Source organism: Paenibacillus sp. 276b, assembly GCF_900107875.1.
GTDB lineage: Bacteria > Bacillota > Bacilli > Paenibacillales > Paenibacillaceae > Paenibacillus > Paenibacillus marchantiae.
In genome coordinates, this window is sequence record NZ_FNRR01000006.1 from 1 (window position 1) to 15,088 (window position 15,088).

The 15,088-nt window shown below is 46.5% G+C and carries 15 protein-coding genes, 1 rRNA gene and 1 other annotated feature; all 16 genes read right to left on the bottom strand.

All coding sequences use genetic code 11. The annotated features are described in order from the left end of the window. Positions 1-143: ribosomal RNA gene (locus BLV50_RS24070) — 16S ribosomal RNA — on the bottom strand; the annotation flags it as partial. A gap of 502 nt (positions 144-645) precedes the next feature. Beyond that, positions 646-2,271: a LysM peptidoglycan-binding domain-containing protein gene (locus BLV50_RS24075; protein ID WP_072735403.1), complete on the bottom strand. Its 1,626-nt coding sequence runs from the start codon at positions 2,269-2,271 to the stop codon at positions 646-648. Between the two features lie 194 nt (positions 2,272-2,465). Then, positions 2,466-3,350, bottom strand: a complete 885-nt coding sequence (gene ilvE, locus BLV50_RS24080) for a branched-chain-amino-acid transaminase (RefSeq protein ID WP_072735522.1) — start codon at positions 3,348-3,350, stop codon at positions 2,466-2,468. Positions 3,351-3,488: 138 nt separating this feature from the next. Then, on the bottom strand, positions 3,489-4,370 hold the full coding sequence (gene pheA, locus BLV50_RS24085; RefSeq protein WP_063568130.1) for a prephenate dehydratase: 882 nt from the start codon (positions 4,368-4,370) through the stop codon (positions 3,489-3,491). Further along, positions 4,367-5,335: a homoserine kinase gene (gene thrB / locus BLV50_RS24090; RefSeq protein ID WP_090810415.1), complete on the bottom strand. Its 969-nt coding sequence runs from the start codon at positions 5,333-5,335 to the stop codon at positions 4,367-4,369. Before thrB ends, pheA begins: the two co-directional genes overlap by 4 nt. Continuing rightward, the gene (gene thrC, locus BLV50_RS24095; protein WP_063568128.1) at positions 5,332-6,402 is read right to left on the bottom strand and encodes a threonine synthase; all 1,071 of its coding nucleotides are present in this window, start codon (positions 6,400-6,402) and stop codon (positions 5,332-5,334) included. The genes thrB and thrC overlap by 4 nt, the downstream gene beginning before the upstream one ends. Positions 6,403-6,521: 119 nt before the next feature. After that, entirely contained in the window at positions 6,522-7,808 is a 1,287-nt protein-coding gene (locus BLV50_RS24100) for a homoserine dehydrogenase (protein WP_064635831.1), read from the bottom strand. A gap of 93 nt (positions 7,809-7,901) precedes the next feature. Then, on the bottom strand, positions 7,902-8,339 hold the full coding sequence (locus tag BLV50_RS24105) for an ACT domain-containing protein (protein ID WP_024633956.1): 438 nt from the start codon (positions 8,337-8,339) through the stop codon (positions 7,902-7,904). A gap of 229 nt (positions 8,340-8,568) precedes the next feature. Then, positions 8,569-9,879: a GTPase ObgE gene (gene obgE, locus BLV50_RS24110; RefSeq protein ID WP_072735406.1), complete on the bottom strand. Its 1,311-nt coding sequence runs from the start codon at positions 9,877-9,879 to the stop codon at positions 8,569-8,571. Positions 9,880-9,896: 17 nt separating this feature from the next. Beyond that, positions 9,897-10,634 carry a Spo0B domain-containing protein gene (locus BLV50_RS24115; protein WP_063568125.1) on the bottom strand — a complete coding sequence of 246 codons (738 nt, stop codon included), beginning with the start codon at positions 10,632-10,634 and terminating at the stop codon, positions 9,897-9,899. A gap of 151 nt (positions 10,635-10,785) precedes the next feature. Continuing rightward, positions 10,786-11,097, bottom strand: coding sequence for a 50S ribosomal protein L27 (rpmA, locus tag BLV50_RS24120; protein ID WP_024633959.1), 312 nt, complete (start codon positions 11,095-11,097; stop codon positions 10,786-10,788). 23 nt (positions 11,098-11,120) lie between these two features. After that, positions 11,121-11,450, bottom strand: a complete 330-nt coding sequence (locus BLV50_RS24125; protein WP_063568124.1) for a ribosomal-processing cysteine protease Prp — start codon at positions 11,448-11,450, stop codon at positions 11,121-11,123. 13 nt (positions 11,451-11,463) lie between these two features. Further along, on the bottom strand, positions 11,464-11,775 hold the full coding sequence (rplU, locus tag BLV50_RS24130; RefSeq protein WP_062328098.1) for a 50S ribosomal protein L21: 312 nt from the start codon (positions 11,773-11,775) through the stop codon (positions 11,464-11,466). Between the two features lie 14 nt (positions 11,776-11,789). Beyond that, positions 11,790-11,874 (bottom strand) — a sequence feature (ribosomal protein L21 leader region). Positions 11,875-11,930: 56 nt separating this feature from the next. After that, on the bottom strand, positions 11,931-13,181 hold the full coding sequence (locus tag BLV50_RS24135; RefSeq protein ID WP_063568123.1) for an Rne/Rng family ribonuclease: 1,251 nt from the start codon (positions 13,179-13,181) through the stop codon (positions 11,931-11,933). Positions 13,182-13,285: 104 nt separating this feature from the next. Continuing rightward, a complete protein-coding gene (locus BLV50_RS24140) occupies positions 13,286-14,146 on the bottom strand; it encodes a M50 family metallopeptidase (RefSeq protein ID WP_072735408.1) in 861 nt (286 codons plus the stop codon). Further along, positions 14,139-15,023: a M23 family metallopeptidase gene (locus BLV50_RS24145; protein WP_072735409.1), complete on the bottom strand. Its 885-nt coding sequence runs from the start codon at positions 15,021-15,023 to the stop codon at positions 14,139-14,141. The genes BLV50_RS24140 and BLV50_RS24145 overlap by 8 nt, the downstream gene beginning before the upstream one ends. Positions 15,024-15,088 lie beyond the last annotated feature (65 nt).

Here is a 15,088-nt window from a genome sequence, read left to right on the forward strand (position 1 = left end):
CTTGAGGGCAGGTTGCCTACGTGTTACTCACCCGTCCGCCGCTAACTATCCGAGAAGCAAGCTTCTCTTCAAGTCCGCTCGACTTGCATGTATTAGGCATGCCGCCAGCGTTCGTCCTGAGCCAGGATCAAACTCTCCAATAAAGTATTGAAAAGAGCGATAAGCTCATTTTGAAACTGACGAGATTAAAAATCTCATTTATTTTGCTTCGAAATCATACAGTCCGAAGACGTGTACCGATTTCTCAGCGTCGATCTTGCAAGCAAGATCGTTACTCACTCGTTGTTCAGTTTTCAAAGATCAAACTCGTTTGTGTTACTCTTTTCGTTGTCAGCGCTATGTTTCAGCGGCGACTTAAATAATATATCATACTGACGAAACCAATGCAATAGTTTTTTCAAAAAAACATTTAATAGATTCTAAGTCCCCAATGCCCCCAATAAAACTATAGCGAATATAAGGCTCTATTCCCCTAACAATCCCGTCCACATTCATGGATTTTCTTGATAACTGCTAAAGAATTCTACAAACGTGACACTTCCATACTATAGTAGGATTACCATGCTCTCCATACAAACTCAAAAGGCCGACTCTTCTCAGAGTCGGCCTTTTGAAGATTAACGGTTTTCCGTTTACTTTACAGTGTCATTGCTGTATCCAGGGATTTCTACGCTTTTTATTGTTAGAACTACGTTTAGTGGTTATCCCTGTGCGCTCTCTTGCTTGTTTCCCGGATACAGATACTTTAGATTTAGATTTAGCAGCAGGTTTGGCTGTTCTGCGTTTCGCAGTCCCTGTTTTGGCTGATTGTTTAGGCTTTGCTTCAAGATTAAACTCAGCCTCACTCTCTGTAGAGGACTGGCTTAAGTTAGCCTCGTCACGTCCACCCTTTTTGCCTCCCCCCTTACCTTGTGGAGGATACAGTTCACCAAATGCACCCAATGGAGACGGCGGCACCATGTTCTGAGTAGGGTATGGATTTTGATAGGCATACTCCAATGGCTGATTAGGCATCATGGATGTGGTCATTTCGGGTTGCATCCCATAAGGATTGTATGTGCCCCACGCTGGGTTCTGGTAGTTATGTGAGGGATGTGCGTATTGATGGTTAGGCATATGATGGTTGCCACATCCGCATGGCGGGTACGGAAGCATAGAGTAAGGAGAAATATGAGGCGGTTGGTGGTTCATATGCTCATTGGCCGCAAATGGAGGGTATGGGCTGTTCACTTGACCTGATGGAGCGATCGGATACGAGTTGTTCTGCATCTCAGCAGATACGTTTGGCATAACGTTGTTATGATTATACTCCGCGCCGCTCCAAGGCGTGTTGGATGTATTACCTATGGAGTAAGGACTCACTTCAGGTATACCTGGGAATGTAGCATTGTCGTTCGCCCCAGCCGTATACATGTTTTGTGGAGCAGTGTATACCTCTTGTGCAGGTACAGGAACTTGGGCATAGGGATGCTCGGCAGGAGCATGCAGCATTTTACTGCCGCAACCACATGGAGCTTTGGTCGCAGGAGCTACTTCTGTAGGCCATTTCGTGTTGTTAGGTATTACAGGTAAAGGCAGGACTTCAGGTGAGATATTAGGCATCGTATACGTCGGCGCTTCAGTTATCGGTTTTAATTGCACTTCAGATTTGGTATTTTCTTTCTTCTGAGCTTCCTTCTGCGGTTTCTCTTCAGGAATTTCAGGTAACTGAGGTAACACTTCCACTTCTGGCTTGATATTAGGTACGACCGGATTTGCAGGTACAGGAGCCGGAACCACATTGGAGACTTCCGGTACAGGAGCTGGTTCAGGTACTGGGACTACTGGTACGACTGGAGCCGTTTCTTCTTTAACTCCCGTGTATTCCTTCCCTTCAGGAGACAGCTTCTCATGAGCAACATTGGATGAGGCACCATTCTCTGAAGCCGCATTCCCCGGTGCATTCGCTGATGGAATGTACACGGTCTCCCCTACAAGAAGAGCATTAGGATTTTTCAATTGCGGGTTCGCATTGATCATATCTTTCAACGGAACTCCCCAAGCCTGTGACAACTTCCACAACGAATCTCCTTGCTGGACTTTATGACTGTGCAACACGCCTTCTGGCTTTGGTGTTACAGGCTCCGCAGGGATTTTGACCTTCATGCCGATCTCCAACTTGTCAGGATTTGAAATTTGCGGATTGGCTGCGATAATTTTGTCCAACGCTACATTATATTTTTGGGACAGCAGATATAATGTGTCGCCTTTTTTCACCATGTGTATTTTCACTTGGAACTAACCTCCTAGACGTGATACTTGGGCAGTGCATTCGCCCATACCGTTACTACATCCTATGCAGAAATTGGGCCAATGACATCAACTAAGCAAAAAAAATCCTTCCCGCCCCAAAAATTGCATACTCCAGGTATGCTGATTTTCTGAGACAAGAAGGATTTCCTGCTTCCCTATTCAGTTCGTTCCTTTTAATCTTCCCAAACTTTGTAACCGTCTTTGTCGACAATTTGACGGAACGCTTCCAGCAATCTCAAGGTTACAGGACCTGCAACACCCGTTCCAATCGTTCTGCCGTCCACCTCATATGCAGCAATAACTTCTGCGGCTGTTCCCGTGAAGAAGACTTCGTCGGCAATGTACACATCATGTAGCGTAAATGGCACTTCTTTTAATTCAAGACCCAGCTCACCGCACAGATCGATAATGGCCTGCCGTGTAATTCCCTCTAATGCACCAAGATAACAAGGTGGCGTATAAACTACACCATTTTTGATGATGAAGATGTTATCACTCGAACCCTCAGTAACGTAACCTTGGGAATTCAGCATAATCGCTTCACCGGCACCTGAATAGTTAGACTGAATTTTAACAAGAATGTTGTTCAGATAGTTCAATGATTTAATTTTTGGATTAAGTGCATCAGGAATGTTGCGGCGCTGCGATACAGACACGGCTTTCAACCCAGTAAGATACGCTTCCTCCGGATAGATCGCGAGTTGCTCAACAATGATAATAACGGACGCTTTAGGGCAGCGCAGCGGATCAAGACCCAAGTTACCAGGTCCACGTGAAACGATCAGACGAATATAACCGTTACGCATATCATTGCGACGTACCGTTTCAGCCATCACTTCCAGCATCTCATCATAAGACAACGGAATGTTCAGACTGATGGATTTAGCTGAATCGTACAAACGATCCAAATGCGCTTTGCATCTGAAAATGTTACCGTTATAAATACGAATACCTTCGAAAATACCGTCTCCATACAAAAATCCGTGATCATATACCGAAACGGTTGCATTCTCCTTGGTCACATATCGACCATCCAAGTAAATCCATTGTTCTGACACCGATGACTGCACCTCCATAAAATTTCCATCCCCTGATTCCGAAACTACATTTATCTCGCTCATTGGACAACAAATGACAAGCTGTTCTTGCACACATTACCCAGTCTTATGACAACCTTCACCAATGTACGTCCTGATTCAGGTCGTTTTCAACGAAGGATATGTATAACACGGATAGCTGCCAAGAACACGTACCTGACAATTCAAAGCCTCAATCTCAGCCATGGCTGCGGTAAGCAATACCGAATCTGCACTTTCTTCAACATCAATGTAAAAATAATAACTCCCCAACCTCTTCTTCGTTGGACGAGATTCCAATCGGGTCAAGTTCAGCTTCCGCCAGGCAAAAGCCGAAAGCACCTGATGCAATGCACCCGGTGCATCTTCAGGCAATGTAACCAGCAAACTGGTTTTCACATGATCAGGCTCTCGTGGTATCTGAACAGGCTCATGGCCTATCAACACAAAACGAGTATAGTTGTTGTCATGATCGGTAACCCGTTCAGCCATAATGTCCAAACCATGCTTCTGTGCAGCCAGCCTTGTACCAATCGCGACCCAGCCTTTGCCAGGATTTTTTTTAACAATCTCCACAGCTTCCGCTGTACTGTTAACACCCTCAAGATCTGCTCCAGGTGAATGCAGGCGAATAAAATTCTGGCACTGTGGAATCGCTACAGGATGGGACATGATCTTCGTAATTTTCCCGAAATCATATTCACCACTCTCTGTCCTGAACTCAGAGCCATGCCCAATGACATTTTGGATGGATGGATAAACCCATTCTGCTTGCATCGGAATATCCACTTCGTTAACCAGCCAGTCCATATGCAAACTAACGGAGCCTTCAATCGTATTCTCAATAGGTATGACACTATACTGGGACTTTCCACTATCCGTAGCCCGGAAAACATCAGAAATCAGTTTGGAATGAAGCAATTCCAAAGGCTCCCCATTAAACAGAAAATCTACTGCTTCATGAGAAACTGAACCTTCAGGTAATACTGCAATTCGTTTCATGCGTTAACTTCCCCTTTAACTCTGTCCATAAAAGGACTTTCATCTTGATCAGGCAGCACGGTAACACCGTCCAGATCCGGATCCAACCACAATGCAGAAGCAGTGATACCTTCACGGCTCATTGTGTCTATCAAATATTGCTCCAGTTCGAGCTTACGAGTGTCATGACGATCTACCAACGTCAAAACGGTAGGTCCGGCTCCACTCAAAGCAGCCCCCAGGGCTCCATGATTGACCGCATGTTCAAGGATTTCAGCCATACCGGGTACCAAAGATGCCCTGTAGGGTTGATGAATCCGGTCAGACATCGCCTTTTGAATCATTTCCAATCTCCCACTTGCCAAAGCTGCAACGAGTAAGGATGATCTGCTTATGTTGTGAATGACATCAGACTTGTCAAACTGCTGTGGAATTACATTTCTTGCTTTCGAAGTGGACAACTCGAAGTCCGGTACGATGACCAACGTCTGCAAATCCTGATGCGGCTCAATGCGAATATGGTCTACCCGACTGCCATCCCATGCTGCTGTAATGATACCTCCATATAGCGAGGCTCCTACATTATCCGGATGTTTCTCCAGCGACGTAGCCATGTCCAGAAGCTTGGCATCAGATAACGGAGTACCAATTAAAGCATTAGCAGCAGCCAACGCACCCACAATTGCAGATGCACTGCTTCCCAGTCCCCGAGTAAGCGGAATATCGGAATACATGGAAATCTCCAACTCCGGCACGGAGATTCCAGCTTCGTTGAACACCATCTGTGCAACTTCATATATCAAGTTGGATTTATCTGTTGGCAAACCCGTCAGATGATCTCCATGTAAATGAAATGTTGTCTGCTCAGCCGGTTTCATCTCAAGCCATGCATACAGAGACAATGCCATGCCCAGGGTATCAAACCCTGGACCCAGATTGGCTGTACTTGCAGGTACCTTAACAGTTACCCTTTGCTGCAAACTCATACGGATTGTTGCTCCAATTGTGCAATTGCCGCCATAACCGCTTCTTCGGAATCTTCCACAACAAGCGGCTCAGTCGCTACCGTTTTGATTGCAATATTAGGATCTTTTAGACCATGTCCTGTCAGTACACAAACCACAGTTTCCCCGCCTTTAAAGTACCCTTCACTCTTCAGTTTGTATACACCAGCAACGGAAGCAGCGGATGCAGGTTCAGCAAAAATCCCTTCACGAGCGGCGATCGTACGATATGCTGTCAGAATTTCTTCGTCAGTTACATAATTAATCTGTCCACCAGACTCTTCAGCTGCAGCTACAGCAGTTTTCCAACTAGCAGGATTACCAATTCGAATAGCTGTTGCTACGGTTTCAGGCTCAAGAATCGGTTCACCTTTGACAATTGCCATCGCGCCTTCCGCTTCAAAACCGACCATACGTGGCAGGGAATTCGATTTGCCTGCTTCTTTATACTCTTTAAACCCTTTCCAGTAAGCCGAGATGTTCCCTGCGTTACCCACTGGAATGGCGAGTACATCAGGTGCATGACCAAGCTGCTCAATTACTTCAAATGCAGCCGTTTTCTGTCCTTCAATTCGGAACGGATTCACGGAGTTCACGAGCGTAATTGGATGTTTGGCTGTAATCTCACGCACAATTTCCAATGCACGGTCAAAGTTGCCATTAATCGCAATTACCTTTGCTCCATAGATCATAGCTTGGGCCAGTTTACCCAGCGCAATGTTGTTATTCGGGATCAATACGATACAATTCAGACCAGCACGAGCCGCATAGGCTGCTGCTGCCGCTGAAGTGTTACCTGTCGATGCACACATGATCGTGCGACTGCCTTCTTCCATCGCTTTAGCAACAGCCATAACCATTCCGCGGTCTTTAAATGAACCAGTCGGATTCAGACCTTCATATTTGAAATATAAATTCAATCCGAGTTCCTCGGACAGATTCTCCGCATGAACCAGGGGTGTGTTTCCTTCATGAAGCGTAAGCAGTGGCGTGTTTTCATTAACCGGAAGGTGCTCTCTATACGTTTGCAGTAATCCTTGATATCTCATTGTGGGTAAACTCCTTTGTCGTTAATAATAGGAATATGATTGCATACATCTATATGGTTAAACGTGTACCTTAAACTTGGATTTAGATCTGAAAATTCAAACCGGAATTTGGGGACGAATTATCCTTCTACCCGGTACACACTCTTAATGCGACGAATGACGGCAAGGGATTCAAAGTGTTTCAATACTTTATCCATGCTTGCCTTGCTAGCGTTATGCGTAACAATGATGATCTCAGCATCCGGGTTATGCTCGTTCGGCTGTTGCACGACTGAAGCCAGGCTGACTTCGTATTCAGCGAAGATTTGTGTAATCTGCGCCAGTACCCCTGCCTTGTCATCTACATGCAGCAAAATAAAGTTTTTCGACATAATGTGCTCGTCACTTTGCAGGCGCTTCTGTTTATAAGGCACAATGGCTTTAAGACCATTCACACCCAGCTTCAGGTTTTTGATCACAGCCACGATATCCGCTACTACAGAAGTTGCCGTCGGAAGCTCACCTGCACCCGCACCGTAGAACATCGTCTCACCTACAGCTTCGCCATGTACATACACAGCGTTGAACACCCCATTGACGGATGCAATCGGATGATTCTGTCTAACCATCGTTGGCTGAACACTAATGGTGATCTCATCATCCCGACGATCTGCGATACCCAGTAGCTTCATCTCATAGCCAAGTCTTTTGGCATACGTAATATCTTCACGGGTTACGGATGTAATCCCCTTAACGGTTACGTCTTTCAGTTCCACATTGGTACGGAAGCCCAAAGTGCCCAGAATCGCCATTTTGCGAGCTGCATCGAGTCCTTCGACATCCGAAGTTGGATCGGTTTCTGCGTATCCGAGTGCTTGAGCCTCGGCCAGAACCTCTTCATATGAGGCGCCTTCCTGGCTCATTTTGGTCAAAATAAAGTTCGTTGTTCCGTTCACAATCCCCATAATGCGGGTAATCCGGTCGGATGAGAAACCTTCAATCAGCGTTCTGATGATCGGAATGCCCCCAGCCACACTCGCTTCGTAGAATACATCACATTGCTTTTCCTGTGCCTTGGCCAAAATCTCGGAACCGTGCAGAGCCATTAAATCCTTGTTCGCGGTTACAATATGCTTACCCCGCTCCAGTGCTTCAAGAATGTACTCTTTGGTCTGATCAATGCCACCCATAACTTCCACGATAACATCAATATCTGGATGACGAATGACTTCCCAAGGATCTTCAGTGAGCTTCGCACGGTCTACAGCAATGACACGATCTTTTTCCGTATTCTTCACTGCAATCTTCTCTATAACGATCGGTGATCCAACCTGACTGCTCAGATCCTCCTGATTTCCTTCCACGATGCGAACGACCCCAGTCCCCACCGTACCCAGACCCAACAATCCCACTTTTACCGGTTTCACTAACGATCTACCCCCAATGTCTTTTCTCCTTCACCCCTGTACGATTTAACCATACATACAACTTATTCCTAAACGTTTTACGATAACGTCTAATTAACCTTGGCCTACAATGCGCGTGCGTCGAACCCCGGGCATATCCTGCATCCGATCGAGCATTTCTCCGATTTCCCCATGGAGGTGTGATGTCTCCACTGAAATGACAACATTGGCTCTCCCCTGGAGCGGAATACTTTGATTAATAGTTAGCACGTTGGCTCCATAACCAGCTACATGTCCGAGCACACGAGACAATATTCCTGACTGATGCTCCAAATCAATGGAGATCGTTACAATTCGCTCCCGTTCAAGCTGATTGATCAAATGGATGCCATCCTTGTATTTATAAAAAGCACTTCGGCTTAATCCAACCTGTTCAACCGCCTCATGAACTGTTTTGACATCCCCGGAAGCTAGCAGTTCTTTTACCTGCATGGTCTTCACCACAGCCTCTGGCAAAATGTCTTCCCGTACTAAGTAATAGCGTTCATTCACAGAACGTCCTCTCCTCAAAGACTCATGTATTCATATAGTGGACATTATATAGGATCTGTCTCAAAAGGGCAATACCTCACATGTCTATTTTTGAAAAACTATTCCTAACAGTATACAAGTTTATCCCATGTGCAGGTAAGGAAAAATAAAAAAACGCAGAGCAGCGGGTAATCTCCCACTACTCTGCGTATATGTTTCAATCCTTTATATTCGTAAGGGTTGCACTATCTTAATAGTAGCTGCTACCTTCCACAAATTCGAATTCAAACTCGCCAATGCGCACAATGGTGCCTTCTTCAGCTCCGCGTTTACGCAGTTCCGCATCCACACCCATATAGCGCAATGTACGCGCCAGTTTGAGAATCGCTTCATGCGAATTCAGCTGCATCCGTTTCATCATACGTTCAATCTTGGCACTTTCGACTACAAAGATTTCATTCTCCCGTACAATACGGAAACCATCGTCCTCTTTTTTGTCTAAGCTGTACACTTTGCGTTCGGATAAGTCAGCAACTTCTTCGACCACTGGCTCGTCCGGAATTTGATCCAGCAGATCAGCCGCACGATACAGGAGCTCTTGAATCCCTTTCCGTGTCAGGGACGAAATAGGCATAACTTCAATATCCGGTTGAACTTCACGAACCTTCTGCAAAAACTCTTCGAGATTAGCTTCGGAATCCGGCATGTCCATTTTATTGGCTGCTACAACTTGTGGTCTCTCAGCGAGGATAGGATTGTACAATTTGAGTTCCTCGTTGATTTTCTGCCAGTCTTCGAACGGGTCACGTCCTTCTGAACCAGACATATCAACGACATGAACGATAATGCGTGTACGTTCTACGTGACGCAAGAACTCATGTCCAAGCCCAATACCTTCGTGAGCACCTTCAATCAGGCCCGGCAAGTCGGCCATAACAAAGCTACGGCCTTCACCCACACCTACAACACCCAGGTTAGGTGTAATGGTTGTAAAATGATATGCTCCAATCTTTGGCTTGGCTGCCGAAACAACAGACAACAGCGTGGATTTTCCGACACTTGGGAAACCAACCAAACCGACATCTGCCATGACCTTAAGCTCAAGTACGATGTAACGTTCTTGACCTTCTTCGCCATTTTCGGCCAGTTCTGGCGCTGGATTGTTAGGCGTGGCAAAACGAATGTTTCCCCGTCCGCCTCGTCCGCCACGAGCAACAACAACCTGTTGACCATGACGTGTCAAATCAGCCAGTACTTCTCCACTGTCTTCATCCAAAATCACGGTTCCAGGTGGAATACGTACAATCATGTTCTCAGCGTTCGCGCCATGCTGACTTTTATTACGTCCCTTCTCACCACGAGGGGCCTTGAAGTGACGCTGGTAACGGAAATCCATTAACGTACGCAGACCTTCATCCACACGGAAAATGATGTCAGCTCCTCTGCCTCCATCACCCCCGGCAGGTCCGCCGTTCGGTACATACTTCTCACGACGAAACGAAATAATTCCGTCCCCTCCGTCTCCGGCTTTCACATAAATCTTCGCTTTATCTACAAACATTGGTTAACCCCTTCTTCCTATATTCCGCAAGGCATTCTGAATTGTATAAACGTATCCTCAGACGGAAGCTGCTCCGTTCTGACTTTTTTTCCTTTGAGTACGGCATTGAGCTGCCGCAATGTTTCCGGATCGGGTGTTTGATCCCCATCCAGCCGGACAACCACATCTCCGTGATCCTGTCCGAAGTTCAAGGTCAGTTTGCGAACCTCTCCCCAAGACGACCGGCCGCCGCCATATTGATAGGCTCGAATCGCATCGGCAATCGCCCCCGTAAGCGACTCGCCATCCTCGGGAGAGACCAGAGCACTAAGCTGCAACTCTTCCTCTACGACCACATGCAATTCCAGAGCGACTCCACTGGTCCGGAAAGATTGAAGATAAAATACGAGTGAAGGAATACCCAATCTGGAGATTCGGCTTTCTTCGTTAACCCGCTCTACTATTCTTTCCACACATTGCACTGATTTATCAAGTTTGCCCAGTCTAAGATATCCATACAATACCTGAAGATCGTTCATCCAATCATGCCTATGATGATTTAATGATGCAATTGCTGTCTTTTCCATAGATTGTATGATGGTTCTGCGTTCCGCCTCTGCTTGTCTCTTCATCACATTCACAGAAACAAAAAGCACCGCGACGGACCACAATGCGTATACAGCTATTGAAATAATCACTGGATACAGCATAACGAAAACCAAAGGAATCAGAAGTGAACATGCCGCAATCCAGGGCACTCTTTTCCAAGATTTCATGGCTTCTCCCCGTTCTACAAAACTCGGTTGGTTTAAACCCCACCGTAACCAAGTATAACATGTCTTTTCTGCCAGTTCATTATCGAATAACCTATAAATACAAAAAGCCTCCGGCAAAAATGCCGAAGGCTCCTTAGGCGGAATGCCGATATTATGCTTCTACTGCAGCTGCTACTGGAGCAACATTCACAGGGTAGATGCTTACTTTTTTACGATCGCGTCCCCAACGTTCGAATTTCACAACGCCGTCAACTTTCGCAAACAAAGTGTCATCTTTACCGATACCCACGTTAGTACCTGGGTGAATTTTCGTTCCGCGTTGGCGAACGAGAATGCTACCACCAGTTACTGTTTGTCCGTCAGCACGTTTAACGCCAAGGCGTTGTGCGTTACTGTCACGACCATTCTTCGTGGAACCTACACCTTTTTTCGATGCGAATAACTGAAGATTTAATTTCAACATGATTGGTTGTCCTCCTTCTTTGATTATTTGACTTGCTCTATCTGAATATACTTTCCGTATGACTCTGCAATATCAGTGAGCATAAGCACCATGGATTCGAGTAGCAATTGTACCTGGGACCAGGTTCCGTCTTTCTCCAACACCGGTAAAGAAGCGCTTAAAAAGCCATTCTTCATCTTGGCGTCCATTTCGACACCAGTCAGTGTTTCAATCGAGTTCACCGTACCCACTGTAACAGCGGATACCCCGGCACATACGATGTCTTCTCCTCGCTTGGCAAAATTAGCATGCCCTTTGATGGAGAAACGATCGATGCTCCCGTCATCATTACGAAAGATTTGAACGATAATCACTTATCGCACCTTCTTACGCTTTGATTGCTTCAATAGTTACTTTTGTATACGGTTGACGGTGACCTTGCTTCACATGGTAGTTCTTTTTAGGTTTGTATTTGTATACAACAACCTTTTGTCCTTTGCCATGTTTCTCCACTTTAGCCGTTACAGTTGCTCCGGAAACCAATGGTGTACCTGCTGTCAAACCTTGATCGTTAGATACAGCCAGGACACGGTCGAACGTTACGCTTTCGCCATCGTTCGCAGTCAATTTCTCGATGAACAGAACATCGCCCTCTTGGACTTTGTACTGTTTGCCACCTGTTTCAATAATTGCGTACATTTGCCTTGCACCTCCTCATGTCTCAGACTCGCCCGGTCTCAGGTGACAGTGTCCTTGCGGAACTGTTCTTGTACCCGGCCAGTGCGGTTACAGCATGTGCAAGACCAATAGGCTAAACACATACCTGATGATTATACCACCAACTATACTAAAAATCAATGCAACGGCGAAATATATCTTTTGCCTGTCCCATGACAGGAAGAACACGGCTCCACGTAAGGGAGCGTGCTCTCTTCCCGTACCTTCTTACGGGTAAGTTCAAGCAATCCCAGCTTGGTCCAACCCATTACAAAAGCCTTGGTTCGATCCTTCTTGAGTTCATTTTCCAGCGTTGCCGCAACTTCATGCCGATTCATCGCTTCCTCCATATCAATGAAGTCCACAATAATCATGCCACCGATATCCCGAAGACGCATTAAACGGGCGATCTCAACCGCTGCCTGCATGTTCGTTTCCGTTACGGTCTCTTCCAGACTGTCGCCGCCTGCTCCCGTGTACTTGCCTGTATTGACATCGACTACAGTGAGCGCTTCGGTATGATCAAGGACAATATATCCGCCTCCAGGCAGCCATATCTTGCGGGCGAAATCCCTGTTCAACTGCTCCTGCACACGATAAGCAGCAAAAATTGATTCTTCTCCCCTGTACACCTGTACTTTAGGTTGATGGCCTGGACAGATCTCCTCCAGCAAAGCACTCAATTCACGGGCTTGTGCTTCATTATCCGTAATGACTTCATCGCTGCCAGGCGTATACACATCACGAATGATCCGCTGAACCATACTGTGATCTCGATGCAGCAGGCTTGGTGAAGGCAAACTATCCGCTTTTTCACGAATCAGACGCCACTGCTCACGTAATGTTTCCAGGTCGGCCTGAATGGCTTCCCTCTGTTCCTCTGCGGATACGGTTCGTATGATAAGCCCCTCTTCGTCCCGTCTCAGTTGTTCACCCAGCGTTTTGAGGCGGGAACGATCGCCCTCACGGGCAATTTTCTTGGAGACGGCTACATAGTCCGCTAAAGGCATGTAGACAAGCCAGCGGCCCGGCAGCGAATAATGAGTCGTCACCCGGGCTCCCTTGCTTCCTACTGGCTCCTTCAGGACCTGGACGATTACATCCTGACCTGGACGAAGCAGCTCCGAAATTGAAGGCTTCACTTTGGGTTGTTTCTCCAGATTGGGATGCAATACATCGTCCACATACAGAAAAGCATTCTTTTTCTGACCGATATCCACAAAAGCAGCTTGCATACCTGGTAACACGTTCACTACCCGTCCTTTGAAATACGAACCCAGCAGTCCACGCTCGCGTGTACGCTCTGCCATGAATTCTACAGCTTTGCCTTCTTCCAGAAGCGCCATTTGCATGAGGTTATGTTCATTATGTACAATCATTTGTTTCATGGCTTCACCTCTAGAAGACAATTCAATTCATCCACATCCATTCTGTATCTTTGCATACTCATTGTACATGTATTAACCCAATTCAGGACAGATCCACCAAGATGCTACAACTTATCCGTGTCTTGTTTGAAATAAGAACCGATGATTCGCTGCTCAGGCAAAACGGCCATGATTCTTCCCTGTCTATTCATCACATATATCATATGGTATCTTTCTCTCTTTAATAGACGCAAAATAGTCTCCAAAGGTTTCGCCGGAAATGAGATTATCGGCTGCGCCAAACTGCCTGTAGACGCATGACGGGTGAATGCACTTTCACGATTCATCAGAAATCGGATAAACCGGTAGGGAATATTACGGTAATCGGTCACATTGGAATAGAACAGAAAAATTCCGATCAACAGGATATTTAACGGCAGCCCGTAATCACCGGTAAACCAGCGACCGATGGCAACCAAGATAACCCCTGCGCTACACAGAATGCTGATTCTGTAAGTCCACATCAATGTCGTATAGTAGGGAGCAGCAAGACTAACGAGTGCCTGTACAATTTTACCGCCATCCAGCGGCAACACGGGTAGCAGGTTAAATAGGGCAATCAACAGATTCCCCTGTATAATATAATCCAAAAAAAGCGGGTCTCCCAGGTTCCCATACTTCAGCATCAAAACGATTCCAACCATGAGCATATTTTGAAAAGGACCTGCCAAAGCGATAATGATCTCCCGCCGGGCTGTAATATTTCCGGCATCCTCAATAACGGCGACGCCGCCAAAAGGAAGCATCTGTATCGAAAGGACACGGCAGCCCAGAAGGGCTGCCGCTGCAGCATGTCCACATTCATGAATAAAAACGATGGCAAACAGCGTGATGAGTTCAATAAAGTTGCCAGTCAACAGGGAAGCCATCATGATAATCACAAAAAAAGGATGAAACGAGATACGTACACCCCACAACCTAATCAAGGGCAACCACTTCCGCAGGGTCTACGTACTGCTCGCCCTCTTTTACAGCGAAATACAATGTGGCAGGTTGATCATTTCCAGTCTCCTTTAGGCTGCCGACCGCGTCACCCGCTTCTACCCAATCATTCACCTGGACTTCACTCTCGTTCAAGCGTCCGTATATCGCTGTGACTTGACCAGAGTGCTGGATTACAACCGTTGTCCCATTTTCCGGATCATCCAATACTTGAAGTACTCGTCCGGCATCTGAACTAACTACTTGAATAAGTCCCGTACCGCCAGCTTCAGGAACAATCTCAATGCCTTTCATGCTCAGAGCAAAAGGCTGAACGACAGTTCCCGAGATCGGTTTGCCGAGCAGATGTCGAATTCCCGAGCCGTTCACAGGATCGGTGGTATGTCCAAGAACAGGCAGGAATGACGGCGTTCCACCAAAATGCCGTTCGTACCAAGCAGCAGCATAAGCAAAATCCATATCCCGATGCAGCACATCGGCGATTACGGTTTTGGCAGGTGTCGTCCATGAGGTGTTCAACTGAAACAATCCCCAGACACCGCCGAATAATAAAATGCTAACCACCGTTCGTCCCACGAATGACTTCATCAGATTAAAGCGTGGATGGCCGCCAGGACCATAATGCCCATTCTCTTTTTTCCACAGCCACTCCGGATCTCTTTCCTGTTCCGCCAACGAAGATCTTGCCGTTCGTAGATTTTCTTGTATATCCATAGACGAGAAAGGATTACGTTGCGCAGATGAACGCTTATCGGATACCGAGCCCGATTCTCGCTGCTGCATAATTTCTTCCGTAGCACCATCCATTAACCGCCGAATGCGCTCTTCTCTTCTCTGCTTGATTCTGAGTTTCGTATTCATGGAATGTCCTCCCGCCGAGGCTTGTTTACTACATCTTATGAGGGGCTCGTTCATAATATGAACAA

What these genes read in the sequence shown, in the direction of transcription:
- pheA (WP_063568130.1), bottom strand. Translation starts at nt 4,370, where the DNA reads ATGAAACGAATTGCAGTATTACCTGAAGGTTCAGTTTCTCATGAAGCA.
- BLV50_RS24145 (WP_072735409.1), bottom strand. Translation starts at nt 15,023, where the DNA reads ATGAATACGAAACTCAGAATCAAGCAGAGAAGAGAAGAGCGCATTCGG.
- obgE (WP_072735406.1), bottom strand. Translation starts at nt 9,879, where the DNA reads ATGTTTGTAGATAAAGCGAAGATTTATGTGAAAGCCGGAGACGGAGGG.
- rpmA (WP_024633959.1), bottom strand. Translation starts at nt 11,097, where the DNA reads ATGTTGAAATTAAATCTTCAGTTATTCGCATCGAAAAAAGGTGTAGGT.
- thrC (WP_063568128.1), bottom strand. Translation starts at nt 6,402, where the DNA reads ATGAGATATCAAGGATTACTGCAAACGTATAGAGAGCACCTTCCGGTT.
- BLV50_RS24135 (WP_063568123.1), bottom strand. Translation starts at nt 13,181, where the DNA reads ATGAAACAAATGATTGTACATAATGAACATAACCTCATGCAAATGGCG.
- BLV50_RS24115 (WP_063568125.1), bottom strand. Translation starts at nt 10,634, where the DNA reads ATGAAATCTTGGAAAAGAGTGCCCTGGATTGCGGCATGTTCACTTCTG.
- thrB (WP_090810415.1), bottom strand. Translation starts at nt 5,335, where the DNA reads ATGAGTTTGCAGCAAAGGGTAACTGTTAAGGTACCTGCAAGTACAGCC.
- rplU (WP_062328098.1), bottom strand. Translation starts at nt 11,775, where the DNA reads ATGTACGCAATTATTGAAACAGGTGGCAAACAGTACAAAGTCCAAGAG.